Source organism: Pedobacter caeni, assembly GCF_900129215.1.
In the GTDB taxonomy this organism is placed as follows: domain Bacteria; phylum Bacteroidota; class Bacteroidia; order Sphingobacteriales; family Sphingobacteriaceae; genus Pedobacter; species Pedobacter caeni.
Map to the genome: position 1 here is coordinate 1,653,409 of NZ_FQUQ01000002.1, position 20,378 is coordinate 1,673,786.

At 37.0% G+C, this 20,378-nt stretch carries 22 protein-coding genes; 12 read left to right on the plus strand and 10 right to left on the minus strand.

What is annotated here, in order from left to right; all coding sequences use genetic code 11:
* Positions 1–66: 66 nt before the first annotated feature.
* From BUC20_RS14415 to BUC20_RS14450, 8 genes are all read right to left on the minus strand, one after another.
* On the minus strand, positions 67–756 hold the full coding sequence (locus tag BUC20_RS14415; RefSeq protein WP_073231853.1) for a VIT1/CCC1 transporter family protein: 690 nt from the start codon (positions 754–756) through the stop codon (positions 67–69).
* 23 nt (positions 757–779) lie between these two features.
* A complete protein-coding gene (locus tag BUC20_RS14420; protein WP_073231681.1) occupies positions 780–1,229 on the minus strand; it encodes a heme-binding domain-containing protein in 450 nt (149 codons plus the stop codon).
* A 31-nt stretch (positions 1,230–1,260) separates the two neighbouring features.
* Positions 1,261–2,481: a DUF3570 domain-containing protein gene (locus BUC20_RS14425; protein WP_073231682.1), complete on the minus strand. Its 1,221-nt coding sequence runs from the start codon at positions 2,479–2,481 to the stop codon at positions 1,261–1,263.
* Between the two features lie 8 nt (positions 2,482–2,489).
* Complete coding sequence (locus tag BUC20_RS14430; protein WP_073231683.1) at positions 2,490–2,720, minus strand: DUF4266 domain-containing protein; 231 nt, start codon at positions 2,718–2,720, stop codon at positions 2,490–2,492.
* A 1-nt stretch (position 2,721) separates the two neighbouring features.
* Positions 2,722–3,654, minus strand: coding sequence for an FAD:protein FMN transferase (locus tag BUC20_RS14435; protein WP_073231684.1), 933 nt, complete (start codon positions 3,652–3,654; stop codon positions 2,722–2,724).
* A gap of 8 nt (positions 3,655–3,662) precedes the next feature.
* Positions 3,663–4,097 (minus strand): thioredoxin family protein, encoded by a 435-nt coding sequence (locus BUC20_RS14440; protein WP_073231685.1) that lies wholly within the window; start codon positions 4,095–4,097, stop codon positions 3,663–3,665.
* Positions 4,098–4,223: 126 nt separating this feature from the next.
* On the minus strand, positions 4,224–5,501 hold the full coding sequence (locus BUC20_RS14445) for a sensor histidine kinase (protein ID WP_073231686.1): 1,278 nt from the start codon (positions 5,499–5,501) through the stop codon (positions 4,224–4,226).
* A complete protein-coding gene (locus BUC20_RS14450) occupies positions 5,498–6,175 on the minus strand; it encodes a response regulator transcription factor (RefSeq protein ID WP_073231687.1) in 678 nt (225 codons plus the stop codon). The genes BUC20_RS14445 and BUC20_RS14450 overlap by 4 nt, the downstream gene beginning before the upstream one ends.
* 104 nt (positions 6,176–6,279) lie before the next feature.
* Here BUC20_RS14450 and BUC20_RS14455 point away from each other — a divergent pair, with 104 nt between their 5' ends.
* Positions 6,280–7,125 carry a DNA-formamidopyrimidine glycosylase family protein gene (locus BUC20_RS14455; RefSeq protein ID WP_084528875.1) on the plus strand — a complete coding sequence of 282 codons (846 nt, stop codon included), beginning with the start codon at positions 6,280–6,282 and terminating at the stop codon, positions 7,123–7,125.
* Between the two features lie 835 nt (positions 7,126–7,960).
* Here the strand turns inward: BUC20_RS14455 and BUC20_RS14460 are convergent.
* Both BUC20_RS14460 and BUC20_RS14465 read right to left on the minus strand, forming a co-directional pair.
* Complete coding sequence (locus BUC20_RS14460; protein WP_073231688.1) at positions 7,961–8,872, minus strand: NAD-dependent epimerase/dehydratase family protein; 912 nt, start codon at positions 8,870–8,872, stop codon at positions 7,961–7,963.
* 577 nt (positions 8,873–9,449) lie between these two features.
* The gene (locus BUC20_RS14465) at positions 9,450–10,322 is read right to left on the minus strand and encodes a helix-turn-helix domain-containing protein (protein WP_073231689.1); all 873 of its coding nucleotides are present in this window, start codon (positions 10,320–10,322) and stop codon (positions 9,450–9,452) included.
* Positions 10,323–10,634: 312 nt separating this feature from the next.
* On the opposite strand from BUC20_RS14465, the gene BUC20_RS14470 reads away from it, so the two are divergent.
* From BUC20_RS14470 to BUC20_RS14520, 11 genes are all read left to right on the plus strand, one after another.
* Positions 10,635–11,543: a GNAT family N-acetyltransferase gene (locus BUC20_RS14470; protein ID WP_073231690.1), complete on the plus strand. Its 909-nt coding sequence runs from the start codon at positions 10,635–10,637 to the stop codon at positions 11,541–11,543.
* A gap of 192 nt (positions 11,544–11,735) precedes the next feature.
* Positions 11,736–13,025 (plus strand): RCC1 domain-containing protein, encoded by a 1,290-nt coding sequence (locus tag BUC20_RS14475; RefSeq protein WP_073231691.1) that lies wholly within the window; start codon positions 11,736–11,738, stop codon positions 13,023–13,025.
* Between the two features lie 320 nt (positions 13,026–13,345).
* Positions 13,346–13,768, plus strand: coding sequence for a GNAT family N-acetyltransferase (locus BUC20_RS14480; RefSeq protein WP_073231692.1), 423 nt, complete (start codon positions 13,346–13,348; stop codon positions 13,766–13,768).
* Between the two features lie 149 nt (positions 13,769–13,917).
* Positions 13,918–14,481 (plus strand): DUF6624 domain-containing protein, encoded by a 564-nt coding sequence (locus BUC20_RS14485; protein WP_073231693.1) that lies wholly within the window; start codon positions 13,918–13,920, stop codon positions 14,479–14,481.
* A gap of 164 nt (positions 14,482–14,645) precedes the next feature.
* On the plus strand, positions 14,646–14,918 hold the full coding sequence (locus BUC20_RS14490) for a DNA-binding protein (RefSeq protein ID WP_073231694.1): 273 nt from the start codon (positions 14,646–14,648) through the stop codon (positions 14,916–14,918).
* Positions 14,919–15,009: 91 nt separating this feature from the next.
* Positions 15,010–15,363: a hypothetical protein gene (locus BUC20_RS14495; protein WP_143166801.1), complete on the plus strand. Its 354-nt coding sequence runs from the start codon at positions 15,010–15,012 to the stop codon at positions 15,361–15,363.
* 19 nt (positions 15,364–15,382) lie between these two features.
* Entirely contained in the window at positions 15,383–15,958 is a 576-nt protein-coding gene (locus BUC20_RS14500; protein ID WP_073231696.1) for a YWFCY domain-containing protein, read from the plus strand.
* 127 nt (positions 15,959–16,085) lie between these two features.
* Complete coding sequence (locus BUC20_RS14505) at positions 16,086–16,571, plus strand: hypothetical protein (RefSeq protein ID WP_073231697.1); 486 nt, start codon at positions 16,086–16,088, stop codon at positions 16,569–16,571.
* Between the two features lie 602 nt (positions 16,572–17,173).
* Complete coding sequence (locus tag BUC20_RS14510) at positions 17,174–18,466, plus strand: 6-bladed beta-propeller (RefSeq protein WP_073231698.1); 1,293 nt, start codon at positions 17,174–17,176, stop codon at positions 18,464–18,466.
* Positions 18,467–18,496: 30 nt separating this feature from the next.
* Entirely contained in the window at positions 18,497–19,807 is a 1,311-nt protein-coding gene (locus BUC20_RS14515) for a 6-bladed beta-propeller (RefSeq protein WP_084528877.1), read from the plus strand.
* Between the two features lie 52 nt (positions 19,808–19,859).
* On the plus strand, positions 19,860–20,378 hold the full coding sequence (locus tag BUC20_RS14520; RefSeq protein ID WP_073231700.1) for a hypothetical protein: 519 nt from the start codon (positions 19,860–19,862) through the stop codon (positions 20,376–20,378).

Sequence of the window (20,378 nt, forward strand, 5' to 3'; positions counted from 1 at the left end):
GCATGATGGAGATCATCATTTTAGATGACGAAGATTATAAGCAGAAAAAAGGATAGAATAGAAATTCTACGCTGTTTTAATACCAAAAAAATAGCCCACAGCAGCAGTCATTAACATGGCTGCGGTTCCCCAGAAGCAAATTCTGACAACAGCTTTGCCAATATTTGATCCGCCGGCCTTTGCAGCTACAATCGCGGATACGGCTAAAAATATAATCGAAAAACCATATTGGTAAATGACCATTAAGTTTAAGGGAGCAAAGATGGAAACCAGCATTGGGAGCATGCCTCCCGTGATAAATGAGCCCGCTGAGGCCAGAGCAGCTTGCATTGGTTTTGCCTGTGTGATTTCGTTGATGCCCAATTCATCCTTGGCATGTGCCCCCAAAGCATCATGGGCAGTGAGCTGTTTAGCAACCTGCATAGCCAGGTTTTCTTCAAGGCCTCTTTGCTGGTAAAGTTTAGCCAGCTCTTTCAGCTCAATTTCAGGCATATTTTCCAATTCCTGTTTTTCTCTTGTCAGATCGGCAATTTCAATATCAGATTGTGAGCTTACGGAAACATATTCCCCTGCAGCCATAGACAGTGCCCCTGCTACCAGCCCGGCTAGCGCAGCAAGAACTACAGGCTCACGCGTGGTACTGGCTGCTGCAATGCCAATGGCTAAACTGGTTGTAGAAAGAATGCCATCATTTGCACCTAAAACTGCAGCCCTTAACCAACCGCTTCTATTCGTGTAATGCTCCTCTAGTTCCATGATATTTTGCTTTTCTAATGACATTAATTAATGGCGTTATTAAGTCCCTTTGCCCAGGCAATGATTTTGTCTTTGTCCGGAGCGGAAAGCACCGCTTTCCTATGAACTAATGTGTAGGAACTTAAAGGCATTTCATCCTTTTCAATCACTTCAACTATTTCATCCAGCTTGTGCTTTTTCTTTTTAATATTATAACTGTTGAATTGATCAAAGTTTAGTTCTTCTTTGCCATCATTGACATGGCTTTGCAGCCACCATGAAAACGGTTGGATATTACTATACCAGGGGTAGATCGTGTTATTGGAATGGCAATCGTAACAGCTTCTTCGAAGAAGCACCCCAATTTCTTTTGGAACTTTATAGTTTGCTTCAATTGCATTTGGCGAAGCTGAGGTAGAGATATTTCTTCCCGGTCTGAAGAGCTGTACCACGAGCATCAGCATGGCGAAAATTAGTAGTACTTTCCTGATCATGTCTTCTATTTGTTGAGGTTAAGGATTTCCATTATTTTACTTTTAGATTTAAAGTAATGATGTTCGAAACCAAACCGGTAGATCTGCTGTAATGCCCGTATCTCAGTTCTAACATATTTAAGTGCTGCCAGCCGAATACACCATGTGGTGGTGCAAGCCGGATACCGGCGCCATAGAAATCACTATTTAATGTAGAGAGATCATAATCGCTGGTGAAATATTGAGCTGCTGGATCATGCTGTCCATAAGGTGCAAAATATTTGGTTCCGGTCTGTTTATTGTAGCGATAAAAAGGACTGAGGGAGATAAACGAGGTCAGTTTCACCGGAACTTCTATTTCCGCTGTGTGTGCCCTGATGCCCCAGTTATCCATGAAATACCGGTAGTACGTCCGCACAATCACCTGATCTGTGGCAAAATAGTTGAGCCTTGCAGCGATAGGCAATTTGTAACGTTGATCAGGTAGGGTTTCTGCTCTTAAAGAACCATCTGTAAAATAATCACGTTGATATTTGGTGGCCAGTAAGCCTTTTTGATAAGCAGGTTCAATGATAAGTTGCGCTTGTAGTTTTTGATTAATCACTTGCGAAAGCGCCAATGACGCGCTGAATGAATTTCGTGGGCTGGAGCCTTCACTTCTGGATTCGTGGCCATTACCAAGACTTGCTGCGGATCTCAGTTCAATAGGTAAAATAACTTTCCAGGTATCTAAAAATGCCTGCAGTTTAAAATCAAACTGGGTATTTTTATCTTTTGATAACCGGGTGAGGTTAAAGCCTGCGCCTAATGACTGATAGTCATATTCAGTTGAAAAAGAGCCCGTAAATCCGAAAGCATTACCTGTTTTTTCATTACTATGTGTCCAGTTTAAAGATGGGTACACGCGCGTATCGGCCATGGATGCGGAAGAAATCGTACTTGGATCTATCTTATCCGACGAAGCCGAAGTGTAATGGTCTACGCCCAGTTCAAACAAAAAAGTGTTTTTGTTACCTGCTTTGTTGTATTTAGACAATTGCAGATCAATGGTATTGGCAAAATCTGATAGTTTCTCTGTTCCAATACCGCCAGTAACAGCTGAATTGTTACCAGTTTGATGGTAATAGGCCGATACCAGGTTAATTTCGTCAATCTTAAGCTTTCTGCTTTGGTAGTTGCTGGTATCGGCAGGATTGGTTTTAATTTTAATTTGTCCATGGGCACCTAAAACACCGAGGAACAGCATGAGTACATGCAGATAAATCTTTCTCATGATTTCAGTTAGTTACAGCCGCAACCACCACCACTTTTGCCACCATTGGCCCCGGAAGCACCTTCCCTGTATAGTTGGAAACTCTGTTCAAATTTCTGAACCGTTCGCGATGATAAAGCCATTTCAGCATCGTTGAGTTTGTTTTTTTGATAGGGTTTGACTGTTGCGCATGCGCTAAGCAGGCTAAGGATAAAAAATCCTGTGCCTAGCAGCACTGATATTGGAATGGAAGTTTTCATATCATTGTTTTACATTAATATTGTTGGAAGTATACAAGCAGTCATGGTCATCTATGATGATGCAGGCTACTTGTCGCAGTTGGTTGATCATGTCAAGGCCTACCTGTACGCCCATAACGATTACGGGGGTCGCCAGGGCATCGGCGAGCTCGGCACTTGGGCAAATGATGCTTACACTTTTTATTCCACTAACGGGTAAACCAGCCTTCGGGTCAATAGTGTGTGAGTACCTGCGACCATTGATTGTAGCGTATTTTTCATAATTGCCAGATGTCGCAATGGCCATATTGCTAATGTTGAGTGCTGAGAATGGACGGTCGCTTTGGTCGGGGTCAGCAATACCAATAGTCCAGGGCTTGCCGGCCGATTGGTTTCCCCAGGTAACCAGGTCTCCTGCGGCATTTACAATTCCATGTTCGATTCCGATACCTTGTAATACTTGTTTGGCCTTATCTGCAGCATAGCCTTTTCCGATACCACCGAATCCGATGCGCATACCCTTATGTTTTAGCATTACAGTAGATTTTTCAGGGTCTATAATTACATTCTGATAATTGATGAGGCTTACGGATTGCAACGCTGTTTCAAAATCAGGAAGGGAAGTCATATTCACATCAAAATTCCAGAGGCTTTTATCAATAGAGCCGTAGCTAATGTCAAAGGCACCCTGGGTAATGTCAGATATCTTTGCTGCACGCCCGATAAGTTCAATCACTTCCTGATCCACTTTGACTGCTTCTATACCAGCATATTTATTGATCAGGCTGGTCTGACTGCTGTCTTTGAACGTGCTGAGCAAGTCTTCAATCCTTTTAACCTCTGTTACGGCTGCGTCAATTGCTTTTTCGCCGATAGATTCATTCTCCGCAATGACGGTGAACTCAAAACGGTTGCCCATAAGTTTTAATACCCGGTTGTAAGCTGTGTTTGCCATACCTTTAATTATTTACCGGATTCCATACTGGTAATTTGCTGAACAAATTTTTCAGGACTTTCATTGGGGTAGCCGTCCCATGACTTCAGAACTTTTCCGTTTTCATCTACCAGTAGGGTATAGGGAAATTTGCCATTCGGGTTATATTTTTCTGCCAGCGCCTCATTCAGTTTAACTTGTTCAGAGGGAAGCTGATTTTTCTTTTGACGAGGAAAATCAGCACGTACCAATACCAAATGGTCTTTGGCATAAGTTTCAAAAACTTCCGATTCGAGGATTTCCTTTTTTAAACGGATGCATGGGCCACACCAATCCGAGCCGGAGAAATTAACTAGAATGTATTGATGATTAGCTTTCGCTTCTTGCTGCGCCCGCGCAAAGTTGTTTGTCCAGATTAATTTGCCTGGAAGTAGGGATAATAATGTGATCAGTAGTAGTTTCATCCTGTTCTTTATAACTGATGAACTTTTTCGTCTACGATTAGTTCATCAAATCAAATAATGAGTCTAAGATCAAGACGAATTCTGAAGACATTATGAAGTTACCCGTTAAAAAATGTTAAAGGATTGTCATCTGATTTCATTTTCAGGACCGTCAAAGTTGATCTTAAATTGGTGGTAGCCCTGCTCATAACCATAACTTAGTTTATAGTTTTGTCTGAGGCATACCTGTTTTAAAATGGCCAGCCCAAGCCCTGTTCCTTCAGATGTATTGTCTTTATAAAACCTTTCAAAGATCTTTCCAGGGTGTAGTGCGGATTGGGCGCTGGTGTTGGAAAATATAAGGTTATCCTTTGTTAATGTAATCTGAATTGAACCCCCGTCGTAATTGTGCCTGATCGCATTACTGAGCAGGTTGTTAATCAATATTTCCATTAAGGAACGGTTTGCAGAGATGGAAAAGGGGCTCATATTGGTTTGTACTTGCAGGCTTCTTTTTTGGATGAATTCCTGGAAATAATTAAGCTTCTCCTCAATTAGTGCCTTTAGGTCGATCTTTTCCTTATCCTGAAGTTGATTGTTGTCAATCTTCACCAGGAGCAGGAGTGATTGGTTTAATTTAGTCAGTTTCGAAGTGGCTTTATACAGATCGGCCAGAATTTCACTTTCTTCTTTACCAAGGGTATTGGATTGCAGCATGGTGTCGAGTTTGGAGTTGATGACTGCAAGTGGTGTCATCATCTCATGGGATGCATTTTCGGTAAATAGTTTGATCTCCCTGTAATCTGATTTGACCTTTAACGATACATCCAGAACGGCTTTGTTCAATTCCTTGAATTCTTCAATATTGGTTTGAATAGGCTCGAAGACTTTTTCCTGGTTAATGTTGAATGCTTTGATGTTGGATAACAATTCGCGGAACGGTAACCACATCCTTTTGATGAGTATTCTATTGACCAGCCACAAGATCAATAATAAAATAATTACCGGTAGTAAAATGATGAGGATAATGCTTTTAATTTGTTCTTGCCGTTCAAATTTCGAAGCAATGATCATGACCTGGTAGGGCTGTCCGTTTAAGTTGAGTTCTGTTTTCAGGTATCTTGCAGATTCCGTGTGTTTCTTTTTAGGGTTATAGAAATTGGTGTCTGCAAATAACCTGCGTTTATTCGTTACCTGGTGTATTTTTTTATATTCAACAATGACATCATCAAAACCGTCTGGAGATGGAAGAATATTTTTAACGTGCGTAAAGTCCTCTACTTCGAGGAGTTCCTCGAAAAGATGGTCATCAATCTGTTTGTTGAGGTATTGTCCGAGCGTTTGATAAAAAAGAAATCCTATTACCAGTAGTCCTGTGAGTGTAATGATAGACAAGATCCTGTTATAGCTGCTGAATAATTTCATACATCTGCAAATTTATAACCAACTCCGTAAACAGATTGAAAGTAGTCCTTGCAACCGGAATCTGTTAGTTTTTTTCTTACATTTTTAATGTGGGTATAGATGAAGTCAAAGCTGTCGGCCATGTCTGCATCATCACCCCAAATGTGCTCTACTGCAGCTGCTTTAGAAATAACCTTATTTTTATTGGCTATGAAATACAAAAGCAAATCAAATTCTTTTCTGGTCAGGTATACCGTTTTTCCATTTACCTTAGTTTCCTTTGCGGCGGTGTCAATTTCTATTTCATTGAAATGGATGATGGTGTTTCCGTTGAAATGCCGGCGCCTTACGATAGATTGTATCCTTGCATAAAGCTCAGACAGGTGGAATGGTTTGATCAGGTAATCATCCGCACCAAGGCTCAGGCCTTCAATTTTCTGATCCAGAGAATTGCGTGCAGAAATGATTAGCACACCATCTGTTTTATTAATCTTTTTAAGATACTTTAATAGCTGAAGCCCTTCTCCATCGGGGAGGGTTAAGTCCAGCAGAATACAGTCATAATCATAAATCGATAACTTTTGATAACCTTGCTCATAAGTAGCAGCATGATCACAAATATTTCCTTCAGCCGTCAGATACTGATCAATACTTTTTCTTAAGCTTTCTTCGTCTTCAACAATTAGAAACTTCATGATATAAATATGGTGTTAAAATCTGAAGACTCTTTGAAGTTCTCTATAAGTTATGATAGGTATTGACTTAAAATTGATTTAGATCAATACTGAATTGTTCAAAGATGGAAGAGAATCTTCCAGGTCGCTGTACCTTTATGTTCAATGTCCATCAAGTACCTGATCAGATTATGTTAGAATTACCTTATTTAGAAGTTTGTGCCGAAATGTTTGAGCGGAAGTTCAAAAATAGGGTGCTGCTAAGGCTGGATATTCCGCATAAGAAATATATAAATGTTTCGATTACGGAGCTGACGGATAGTTTGATTGGAAAAGATTTAAAAAAAGTATGGCGTGAAGGTCTTTCTCTGTACTTTCAATTTAGGAATCATGCTGTTCTGGAAATGTGTTTATCGGCTTCTGCAGAATTGTTTGTGGTTGCATTAGATCAGGAAGATAAAGCTGGTTTAATGGATTTTTATTTTAGTGGAGGGCAAATTCTATCTGTTAAAGATATTCAGCATTTGTGTAAGTTTCGTTTGAACCCTATACATACGGCCGTTCCGGATGTGTTGAGTAAGGATATTACTGTTGAGTACTTAGTCGATCTATTTACTAATCGTTCAGAAGAAATTAAATACGTTTTGACGGATCAGAGATTGATTAGAGGAATCGGAGATGCTTATGCTGATGAAATTCTTTGGTATGCAGAAATCTCACCTTTTTCTATAGCAGGTAAAATTCCTTTGGATAGGATAAAAGTACTCCATAAAACAATTAAGTATGTTTTATTAGATGCCATCAAAGAAGCAAGAAAGATAACCTCTTGGAAATTTATTGAAGCAGGGGCTGATTTGTTGATGATTCACAATCCGGATAAAAAGGATAGTCCAACCAGATGGACTATTAAAATGAAAGTTATATTGGGCATAAAGACATATTATACGGATGAACAGCACCTATATGTATAGCGAGGTAATTTCTTTTTATCTAAGAAGTGTTTTAGGGTTATTTTAAATGTACTTATAACAAGGTGTTGAAACGGAATGTATTTTGTTTAGATATTCTTCCATGCGATTATTTGATTTAAGTCTTCAGGCCATTCTATCTTATTGAGTTGTTGACTGAACTGTGAGAAACCTAAGTACTTAGCAAATTATGACATTTTTATTTAAAGTTTATTTTGCTGGACGACATCAAAAACCTATCTTTGAGACACCAAATAAGCAGTTGTTTATACTTTACTATTGGACGATAGTTATACAAGTTGATAAAATGGTTTATGCTGATTTGATTTGAAATGAATTATGCCCTAATCTACACCCTGATGTTTCAGGAGGATGTAAGTGGTTGAAAATAAGATATTTAAAACGTCGGTACGGCATCCTGCCACCCCGACGATATAGATATCAAATTCTATCAAAAACCCTCTAAATGTCACAGTCTAGAGGGTTTTTTCGTTTTAGTCATATCAAAGAAAAACAAGGAATGTTAAGGTTTTTATGCCCTATTCTACACCCTGTTTTTTCAGCTATAATTGTCCTTCAAAAAAAGTAAAAATGACTACTTGAGTTTTTTGTTTTACCGCCTTTTTTAATCATTTACGATACTTTCGCCCATGTAGTCCGTTGTTACGATAAAGTCTCCGATGCGATCTTAAATATATCTTGTTCCATATTAAATTCTAAAATTGACTTATACTGTTAAGCGTATAGCTATACCTTGCTTTGGAATGAACTAAAGCAAGGCGTAGAAATGGGATCAAAAGCGCCCCGGATTTATTGCATTTAGTGCAATGATGTGTTTTCAATTAGAAGCTATTTCTTGCAACAGGTTATCATATTTAGGATGCCATCCCAATTCTTTCCTGGCTCGGTCAGAATTGACGAGAATATTTGAACCTAATCCAAAATGTGCCATTATTGGCCCCCAGAGCGCAATGGCATCCTCTATTGAAAGCTGTTGAATAGTGTCCTGTTTATATCCTAACCGAGAAATAATTGAATAGCCTATTTCCAAGAATGAAACTGTTCCATTTTCAGCAAAGAAGAAACTTCCCGAATTAGCTTTTTCAATAGCCAGCACATATAAATCTGTTAAATCATCAATATGCACGTTCGAAGTAAGGTTTGCTCCCGAACCTATAAGAACAACATTTTTATTTTTTTCTGCTGCTTTGATAAGTGCTGGAACTTGAGAAGAGTCCTTTTTTATCCCTTTCCCAATGCCATAAACTAAGGTAGGACAGATAACGACGGTATAAACGCCTTTTTTACTATAGCTAATGACTTCCTTATCAATAACCACTCGTCCCATTCGTTCTAATAGCGGAAATTGGGGAATGTCATCATAGATTTCTGTACCGGGATATTTCCCTTCCGCCTTATCTCCGACAATCCCCCCTCCCGATGTATGTATATACATCTTATCAGTTCCCTCTAAAGCTTTTAAGATGAAAGCAATTAGGAAAGTGTCGTCTGAATCGGCAGCGTTGATTACGATCTCTACTTTTTGTAAAATGGTATAACCTTCTGGGTTACCATCAAGCTTTGTATGTACGGGTTTTACACCTAAATTCTTTACACTTTCGATATCGTCTGCATGTCTGACCAAACCATAAACCCTGAAGCCTTTTTCTAATAATTTCACTGCAATTGATCCACCAACATATCCTGTAACTCCAATTATAAATACACTCTTTGTGTTAAAACTATTCATTATGTAATATTTAAGATAAACTTATATCTATTTAATAAGCAAACTATTCTATTTAAAATCTCCGCCATTCTAAATGCCAATATTAGCCTGTGCTTTACGATTTTCTTTTTCAGAAGGAAACAACTATAGAAAACGAATCAACTATTTTAATACTTTATCAAAAAAGAGGGGCTTATTGAATCAATTTTTAAAGTTGATTACAAATTTACAGAAGTAGTACCTCCTCTAAATTGACATATTTTGGGGGGTTACATTCAATTTGTAATTTTGCGGTGTTAAATTCAATTTCAAGATGTAAAATTTTACCGTGCGTTGTTGATTAGCATGCTTTGACAAAAGAGGATATAAATCATCTACAATTTTTAGTTTTAATTCTGAATAAAGTATGTAATAATCCCTTCCGTCTTTTTTGAAGGATCAAGATTGTACAGTTTATAGACATTATCCAAAGTTATAAATAGAGCGATATTCACATGTCGGAAAAAAAGCACATCTCAAGCAAGTGTTATTGAGACGTTACTTTACAAATTGTATGTAAAAAGAAATGTTTGGCCATAACTAGTAGTATAGTCAAATTCTAACCATCCCGAAATTTTTTTGGCGAAAGACCTGTATTCCTTTTAAAGTATCTGCAAAACGAACTTACATCTGTGAAATGAAATTCATTGCTGATTTCCTTAATTGATGAATTTGATATTTTTAATGTTGATTTGGCTCGTATTGTAAATACATGGTCAATCCATTGAAGCACAGATTTTCCGGTTTCTTGCTTTACTAAAGTTGTTAGATATTGAGGTGTTAAATTCAATTTCTGGGCGTAAAATTTTACCGTGCGTTGTTGACTAGCGTGCTTTGACAAAAGTGCATATAAATCATCAATAATTTCTTGCGTACGACTGATAGAACAATTCATGCTTTGTGATAAGCCGGGAAATTCTTCTGAAATGGAAGTAATGAGTGCAAATGTAAAGTAGCGCAAAATTTCATCTTTTTTTGAACTCTTACTATTAAGATAATACTTACGCATGAAATTAATGAATTCTTGTTGCAAAATTAGCTCTTCTTTTTTCAATTGAATCACAGGCTGCCAGCGGAGTTGGTCGCTGGTGATGAATTCTCTCAAGGTTGGGAAGGCACTTATGTAGTCTAAGGAAAGTCCGATTGTAAGCATTTCACTATTTTTGCTAAACTTCTGAATGTCAATCATCAGTTGGGGTAGCATTACAACGACATCGCCTTTGTTAACATCATGTTCTAAAAAATGGATACGCGCTCTTACTGTACCTGTCAATACAAAACTCAATAATAATCCGTCAAACTGGTGTCTAAAACCTAAGAGTTCCTGAATCGAATGATTATTGTGATGCATAATGAACATTCCTCCTGATTTTAGTGAATGGTCAATTTTATAAAGCGTGTAAACATCATCTAAGGTCAATAATGATTTCATTATCTATTATTAAAATTAAGGTTTAAAATTAGCAACAAATCATGAGATATTACAAATTGTATATAATGCCCAAGGTAATGGATATTGAATTTGATTGAATAGGCATATTTTTGCAAGCAGTCAAATTCAATAATTTCAAGATAATGAAATCATATTATCCAATCAGTCTTAAGAATAGTTTGAGATCATTTCAAGCGAAATGTTGTTGTCATCAGATCAAGTTTTACACGAGTAAATATAGCAGATTGGACGTCTTTTCGATAAAGGATTTTATTCGGAACGTGGATGCCATACTCATAGCCTAGAAAAGAAATGAAAACAGAAAACATAAAAATAAAAGACAAAAATTACACCTTATTTATACAATATCAACATGATGAAAAACTTCGAATGGAGTTCAATCGAATGACTCAACATTTCTGGGAGTTTGATTTCGAAAACTATTATCAATCGGGCTTTTGGGGAGATAACTGCATTTTATACTCTTTGTTTGTTAACGATAAAATTGTGTCTCATATCACAGTAAGCTTGTTCGAAAAAGCAGAAAAAACATTGATGCAGCTGGGTACAGTGATGACGGATGAGAATCATCAGAAACAGGGTTTGAACCGGTTTTTAATGGAACGTATTTCGGTTGATTTCAAAGACAAAATAGAAGGTACTTTTTTGTTTGCTAATGAAACTGTATTGGATTATTATCCAAAGTTCGGACTTATTCCTGTACCGGAATTCGAGCATTTTCAAATCAAAAGGAATACTGATTTTATTCAAAAGTACAAAAAGCGGAAGTTGAATTTGGAAAATGGAAAAGATTTTAAACTGTTTGAACTGCTGGTAGAAAAAAACAATACCAATTCTAAATTTCAAACTAAAAACAAAGGCCTGAGTTTTTTTTACTGTTATGCCTATCCGCAAATGGGCTTTAAAGATGCCATTTATTTTATTGATGAATTAAATTGTGTCGTTGTAGCACAATTGGAACGACAAGTTCTACATATCGTTGAAATTTTTTCAGAAAGTGAAATGAAATTAGATGAGGTTATTGGTAGCTTTTCAGACTTTCCATTTGAAGAGATTGTTTTAGATTTTACCCCGAAACAAACAACAGGATTTCAATCCAGAGACTACAAAGAAGATGATTTGCAACTTTTTGTTTCTAATGAATTACAATTAGCATTTATAGAAGGTCAATTGCGTATAAATTCGTTAGCACATACTTAAAATTAGCATCCGCCAATTTAATTTTAGAAGTTTTAAAATCCATAATTCGGGGCCTTAGAAGGTCAAAAAGGAATAAAACTATATAATGGAAGTACCGAATTGTTCTTGTGATTTTAGGTTAAGAAAATCACAAGAAATCTTAAATGAAAATAATAAATCCACTTAAATAATAACACAAAATTTGCCAGAAAAATGAAAAAAAAAATCAGACCACTTATAGTGCTCCTACTTTGCGTTACAGTTGCATCTTCTTGCAGTAAGGACAATATTGATGTGCAGCCTAATGAAAATATTAATGCGCAGTCAACTCTAGTAGCGAAAGGCACCGAAACCTCAACAATACATGCTATACAATTTTCGACCGAAGGACTACATAGTCTTGTACTAACAGCTTCCGGAGAAGTCTATGGTACCGGAGAGTTAAGCTATGGTGAAATGGGATTTGGATTTCAAAAAGATTTTGAAATAACTTACAAAGGGGGAGTAACAAATAATTATTATGCTCATAATTTTAAAAAACTAACTGATCCTTTAGCTATTAACATAAAAAAAATAGCTGTGGGTAAAAATAGCTCGTATCTACTATCTAATGATGGTTCTTTATATGCGGCTGGAGATGGGGGAGATGGTCAGTTGGGATCAGGAACACTTAAAGACAATACTGCTTTTACCAAAGTGAATTTTAATGGTGGTACAATCAAGGAGATCGTTGGTGGTAATTTCAATGCCTTCATTCTGACAACATCGGGTAAAGTATTTGCAGCAGGTTTTAACGATTATGGTCAATTAGGTATGGGAGATGACGAAAATCATATCAATTTTGTCGCTGTCCGCAGCCTAGATGGGTACCAAATTGCAGAAATCTCTTGCGGAGGAAATCATACGCTTGTGCGCACTACAGATGGTAAACTTTTAGCTAGCGGTTCTGATCAATATGGGCAGCTGGGTGGTAAGGGGAAAAAGTTTAAGTTTACGGAAATTAAATTGCCAACAGGTGTAGCAGCAGCAGATTTAACGCAAGTAACCGCTGGTAGAGAAAGTAGTTTTATATTAACACGCTCTGGAGTACTTTATGCAGCAGGAAAAAATGAAGAAGGGCAGCTTGGAATCGGTTCAAACGGAGATACTAATAAAAAGGGATTTGTAAAGGTTACATCCGTGACTAGGGTCAAATTGATTCGCAGTTATCTTGGACACTCGGTAGCCTTGACCACCTCAGGTCAGTTATATGTGACGGGTGATAATGAGTCCGGTCAACTAGGTTTGGGTGATAATATAAACCGTAATACCTTTCAGCATGTTACACTTCAAGGTAATACCATTTCAGGTATCACTGAAGGTGTCGAGTCTAATTCTACTATTGTAATTACTACACAAGGAGACTTTTTTGGTACAGGAAGAAATAGGTTTGGTAACTTGGGCTTAGGCCACCATAACGATATAAACTTATTCCAAAAAATGCCTATAAATGTAAAACAGTAAACTTTAAAGCCATATCAAAAATCACAATGATATGGCTTTAAAAATTTAATAATAGCGATGAATTTTTTGCTGTTTACCCGTGTTTTAGGTTGTATTGAATACGCGATAATATGTTCAGTTTGTAAAGATATATTTTAATATGTAAGATTTTTTAGAGGTAAATAAAAGAGTATGGGGCAATAGAGTAGAAGTTCACATAAATTCAGCAATGTATGATATGGTAGCGATAAAAGTCAAATAGTGCGTTAAATACAGATAAATAGTGTCTTATAGCATTAGTACATTCTTGAAAAAACATAAAAACAAAAGCCTGAGAAGATATGAATATAAAAGTAGCAGATACAATCGATCAAAAATCATATGCCAGAATTGCTGAATTACTCTTTGAATATAATTTAAGTAAAACACAAGAGTTTCAAAATGAAATTAATAAGTCTATTGAGATAATAATAAGAGATGAACAAAATGAAATAGTTGGCGGCCTGTATGGACGCTCAATTTGGGGAACATTAGAAATTAATAAATGTGTTGTTATACCCAAAAACAGAAACGAAGGAATTGGGCGAAAATTAATAATAGAGGCGGAAAAAGAGGCGAAAAATCGGAATTGCAGGTTTATCAGCTTGAACACATTTTCATTCCAGGCACCTGAATTTTATGAAAAACTTGGATTTGAAAAAATAGGAACCGAAACAGATTTTCCAAAAGGTTTGGAAAAACGATATTATCGTAAAAAGTTATAAAAAACTATTATTAACTAACGTTTGATTGAGATTTACAAACTTGACAATATTTAAGAAAAATGAGGCTCCATATTTTTTGAGCTTCTTGAAGTGGCGTAACCACAAGAGAACATTTTACAATTGCCATTACTCTTTAAAAACCTCATTATATGTTATATCAAGAAATAGCAACTAAGCTAGTCCAATTAGCAGAAAATGATTTATCTGTAAGACAGAAATTGCTAAATCAAGGAAAACTTTCTAAAGGCTACCATCCAGAAATGGAAGCTGTTCACCAAGCCAATAGTAAAGTGTTAAAAAAAATTATTTCTGAAATAGGGTATCCTACTATAAATAAGGTAGGACACAAGGCTAGTGACGCTGCTTGGCTTATCGTTCAGCATGCTATTGGCGAACCAGAGTTTATGCAAGAATGTTATTCTTTAATGTTAGAACAAAAGCAAGATATCGCTACAAAAAACATTGCATATTTATATGACCGAATCCAAGTGTATAGAAGTAAACCTCAAAAATATGGAACACAGATGATCAGTAAAGATGTACTTTTCCCTGTAGAAAATCCCTTAAAAATAAACATCTATCGATCAGAAGTTGGTTTACCAGAATTGTCTGAAAAGCAGATCCAGCTCATTCCTGATTGTGATCAAATTCAGCTAATTGATAATCAAGACGAAGAATACAATCTCTGGAGGAAAAAAATAGGTTGGATATAATTCTTAAACTAGAATTAACAAGGGGAGTTTTGTGTTTATGTTGTTCTTATTACTAATGGGGTATCTAGCTTAATCGTAAAATATCTTTGGGTACTACCTAAATAATCACCAATTTAAAAACTTTTATAATCCAAATTTTGCTGTCATAACTTAAAATCACCTATATGTCAGCATTTGATTTAATCACAAAAGATGATCTGGAGAAGTTTAAAATTGAACTTTTTGCGGAATTAAAAAGGCCAGGTTACAAACTAAACAAGAAAGAAGAGCAAAAGGAATGGATTAAAAGCTATGAAGTTCGCACTCTTCTGAGTATATCGGCCGGAACATTAGCCACTCTTAGACGTAATGGGATAGTTCTTTTTTCAAAAATTGGCGGACTCCTTTGTTACAAGCATGATGATATAGTTAAACTACCGGAAGGGGCATCATCATGAAAAAGACAATCAAAAAAACTGCACTAATGCCCGCATTGATAAAGTGCTGTTAAAATATCAAAAGTTAACGAAAGCGACACTTACCGATGAATTGCGAAAACAAGGAATCAACCTTGTCACCAGAGAAAATAATGAAGGGCGCATTTATGGGGTAACTTTTGTCGATCATAAAAATAAGGTGGTATTCAAGGGTAGTGATTTAGATAAGCGCTACAGCGCTAACGCCTTATCTATGATGATTAGGGGTTCTGAAGACAGAGTAAGAGCCTTTCTGAAGCCCTCAAATACGCCAGGGACGTATTTAGACGCCAGAACGGAAGCTTATGGAAAAACCTATCTGGAACCGGCAGCAAACACTAACCTTCCCGATGATCTTCTTGGAAAATCACTTTCTGACTACCTACCAAACATTAAGCGCAAGAGAAAAAAAGAAGAAGAGGATTAACCTTATAAAACGAAACTATATGAATGCAGGAGAAGATACACAGAGCCTACGAAAGATCATTGAATTTACGAGGCTCATCAGCATTTTTATATTAAGCATACATTTTTATATGTGTTGTTACATGGCTTTCAAGCGCTTTGGCTGGACTGCTGAAATTACTGACCGCATTATTTTGAATATCTCAAAAACAGGTTTGTTTGATGATCTGCTTACACCTAAACTAGGTTCATTAATACTGCTTATATATCTCTTTTTGGCATTAAAAGATGAAAAGATCCGGCACATCGTTGATCAACATATTAAAAAAGGTTTTTCAATGTTCATATATGATTACAAATTCGATGATTTAAGCAAAATTGCTTACAACAATCTACTGCAATATCAAGGAAACTATGCTATCAAACCTAAGTTCTTTGTAATTGACTTTGATAAGATATTTCACAGATGTAATCCGTTAGATCCTGAAAGTATGGATGATTTCACTGATGCAACGGAATCCGGCCGAACTATTATGCTTGGCCTCAATAAAGACTGGAGCAAGAAATCCGGAGATTTTTTCGTCGAGTCTCCAATCAATTTTTTTACTACGAGATAAGAAGATTACGGAATAAAAAATTAACATTCGGTGGGAAGCCACCACAGTTTAAGATTCTTAACATAGTTTAACTTTGCTTAACACTTCTTCGTCAGATCTTTGGCTTAACAATATTTAAATAAGCGATATGAAAAAGCAATTTTTAGGGTTGTGTCTGCTGATGTTCGGATCTGGAGCATATGCACAACAAATTGAGATGACTGTACCAGGACTTGCAGCCCAACAATCTCCGATCTTTACAGCAAGAACTATGGAATCGGAACAACAGTTGCCATTGGGCAGGTACTTTCTGGTTGACCTGAGTGATTTGAAGCCTGGCAAAAGTATTGGCCCTGCTAAATTTAATGGCCGTACGGTTTCTATGGAAGAAGTTTTTATGCGTAAGTGGACTAAAGACAACGTTCAGGAATTTGTGTTTTTTGGCGACAATAAGGATGCGCAAAACCTGATCCTGCTCTTGCCCCGGAATTTAACGCCGCAAACCTTGATGGCTGCGGACATGATGTCAAACCTTCAGAATTGCAATGCGGGTGGAATTATGATGCCAAGGATGCAGATGAGTCCGGTTATGGAAACCGTACCGGCATCACCTGTAGTAAAAGCTAACGATTAAACTTTTTCCAAGGGGAGATGGTGTCGTTTGCCGTCTCCCTTTAGCATTATTTAACGAATTGTAACATTCGTTAATAGTATTCGGGCTCATATTTAGGCAGAGGAAAATAACGAAAATTACAATTTAGGGAGCAAATTAATACCCTAATTTTCCTCTTGTGCGGTTTCATTTTACAGCCTTTTTTGACAGTTAGTGCTACAATCTACTCAACTCGGGAAATGATGAGACGTTTGGCTAAGTCAATCGAATTGAAACCATTAATGATTGTTTCGCAATCTGAATCTCCGTTAATATTGACTTTTTTATATGACCATTTAAAGTGAATTTTTTCTATCGACTGGCGATACGTTTGGTCGAGAATTGTGCCTTTAAATGAGCAGCTTTTGGGGAGCTTCCAGGTCCGATTATGCGCAAGTTAAAATTACAATTAGCAAAATTTTGTTGTATAACTAAAAGATAGATACAATCTGTGGAATAATTGATACGATTTGTTTAATTGGCAATGCGTTAAACACTTTTCTTTACATTATCATTGAATACAAGGTAATTGTGTGATAATGTTAAAAAAATAAGTAACCAAATATTATAGTTAATTTATTATTATGAGAAACCATAGCTCTCTGGTTAGGTCTGTCAGATTTAGTTTATCTGTACTTGTCTTTTTTTTCTTTTTACAAACAAAGGCGCAAAATCATACTTTAGCTATAAACGTCCAAAATTTTCCTGATTCCCTGAGCAGAAAAGAGATTAGAATAGATCCCTCATCAGCAACCTTAGAAACTCCGACAGCTGAACTATTCGATTCTGTAGTTTATGTACCCTTACAAACTATAAAACAAAGTATATTTTCCGGCATTGACCAAATGGAGGTGACCAGGAAATGTTATGTCATCCTTGATGAGTCTTTAAACTCGATATTTTTATTTACTAAAGATGGAAAGTTCTATAATAAAATAGTTAATAGCGATAAAACTGTGGAGAGCAGCTACAAAAAGATCGGGAAGTTTGTGGTCGATGAAAAAAAGGAAGAAATCTCCTTTCTGGATCCCCATTCTTTTTATAGGTTTTACTATTCTTTTGAGGGTAAGTATCTTAGGAAAACGCCAAAGGTCATCTCCGGAGAAGATTTCTATCACATGTCTACGGGATTGGATATTTATTTAAGGAGTGCCAATCAAATGCTTTATCGTTCCAATAAAGCATTTTTTGAATCAAAGCCAAAGGAGGCTACAAACAGCATTCTGGTTGTGGACAGTTTGAAAAAAATCAGGTATGGATATTTGCCTTTAGATACCTCAATTGTAGCTTTAGATGATTTGTATGGGGTAGCCCAGACTTTTTATAATAACCATAGCGGCAAGATTACACTTTCTATTCCTTACAATTATAATATTTATGAAATTGACAGCATAGGTAAGATGACCAGTACCTATCGGTTTGTATTGCCGGCAATGAACAGCCTCCCCAATGACTTTATGAAAAATCCAATTTATAAAGGAAACCGGATATCCTATCTCAATAATAATAAGAACGCGGTATATTCCATTACGGACTTTTATCAGGGAAATAAATTGGTTACTTTCAGATTGGTCAACAGCATGGATCTGCACAACTTTCTTTTGTACAACTTACAGACGGCAGAATTGATCTCCATGATTGAAATAATGCCAGATCATACCTGTTTTAAACTCCCGATTGTGCAGCGTAGGATTTATGGCGTTGCAGATAGTAACTCTTTCATTTCCGCTTTATCGGCTTCAACGCTCTTCAGTGCGAAAGAAAAGTTGCGTAAAGACAAAAATTGGGAAAAGCAGCTTCCACAACATTTAAAGAATTTCTATAAAGGCGATCAACTGCAAAATCCGGTGCTTACACTTCTATACCTGAAAAAATAGCTCAATATCTTACTATAAACTAACTATTGAATGTTATACGCTCACACCTGCAAGAAAACTCTAAATAGAGTATATTGCTTTGGCTCTTTTCTATTGATGGCAATTTTGCTTGTCTCCTGTACTACAGGAGGCAAGAGGCCTCCTTTAAAAGCCACTTACCTTCCCGACACGGCAAGTTTAAAGTTGCTGAAAATTGATCCCGCAAAAACTGAAGAAGATCCTTTAGGTTCTGCCATACTGGATTCGGTGGTATATCTGCCTTTGGAAACAACAGGAGAAAGTATGTTTTCAAATATTAATCAACTGGAGGTCACCAAAAGCTATTATATTATTGCTGACGAGACGACAAATTCTATTTTGCTGTTTACTAAGAATGGCCGGTTTTATAGCAAGATCTCTAATCGGGGCCATAAAGTAGAAGACAGCTATAAAAAGATCGATAAATTCGCCGTAAATGAAAGCAAGCTGCAGGTCATCTTTGCCGATCAGCATACGGACTATATTTTTTACTACGCTTTTGATGGCAAATTCCTTAAAAAGGTAAAGAAAGATTTCAACTCAGAGGGATACTATGCGCTATCTGAAAACCATACTTGTTTTTACCGGTCGACGGACCAGATGTTGTATAGATCCGCAGCGCAATATTTTGCCCGTAATAAAGAGGCCGAACGCAGCAGGATTGTCGTTGCCAACCAAAAGGAAATAAAAAAATGGTATTTACCCATAGATACCATTGGTTTAGGACCGGATGATCTCTATGGGGTATCTCAATATTTCTATAATAGACATGCCGGAAAAGTGACCTTGACTTTACCATATGACTATAATGTTTACGAGATAGATAGTGCCGGACAATTATTCAATAGTTACCGGTTCGTACTGCCAATGAAGGATGTCTTACCCGCTGATTTCCTTATCAGTGATGAATACAAGGGGAAGCGGATCAGGTATCTGGAGAAACATAAACCATTCGTTTATGCGATTGCAGATTTCTATAAGGTAGGGAATTACATTACTTTTCGGCCAATAAATGGCCTCGATCTGCACAATTATCTGTTGTACAATTTGTCCAGCAAAAAATTATTTTCAATAGGAACAATCGTATCTGATTCGCTTTCTTTTAAACTCCCCTTAACAGAAGGGAGAATTTATGGGGTAGAACCTGATCAGGCCCTTGTTTCTTTAGTGGCTTCCTCATCATTATTCAAAGCTAAGTTGTACCTGAGTGGCAACGAGCAGTGGGACAAGAGTTTGCCTCCTGTTTTGAAGAAGTTTTTCTCCGGAACCAATTTTCAGAATCCGGTATTGACACTTTTATATGTGAAGAAAGAATCACAATAAAAGTCGGCTCAACGTCTATCCAAATATAATTATAACCTTCAATTTAAATTTTATGAAAAATAAATTAACAAACAGGAAGAAGTGGTTCTTCGTTACGATAGCAACCTCTTTTCTATTTAGCTTAAGCGTACAATTCAATTTGTTTGCTCAGGCCCCAACGGGTAATTGTGCCCAGGTTCTTCCAGCCGTGTATGGATATGTGAATGGCACACAGAAGACCGTAGATTGTGTTTATTGTAGTTTGACCGGAGCATCAGCAACTGTTGTGATAGACGGCAAAGAGGTTGGCATTAAGTATAAACGTGCAAAAATGAGCGTTCAGGCAACTGTAAGGTCATGCGTAAAGGATGAGAATATGCAACGGTCCTGTATGGAAGTGATCCTGAATCCACCTCTTGGACCAATTGGTGATTTATGTGAGGATCTGTTCGTACCAAGTACGGGTGGAGGATCCGGAACGGGTAGCGGAACCGGAACAGGAAGTGGAACCGGAACGGGTAGCGGAACCGGAACGGGAAGTGGAACCGGTACGGGTACAACACCAGGAGGTACCGGTACGGGAACAAAATAA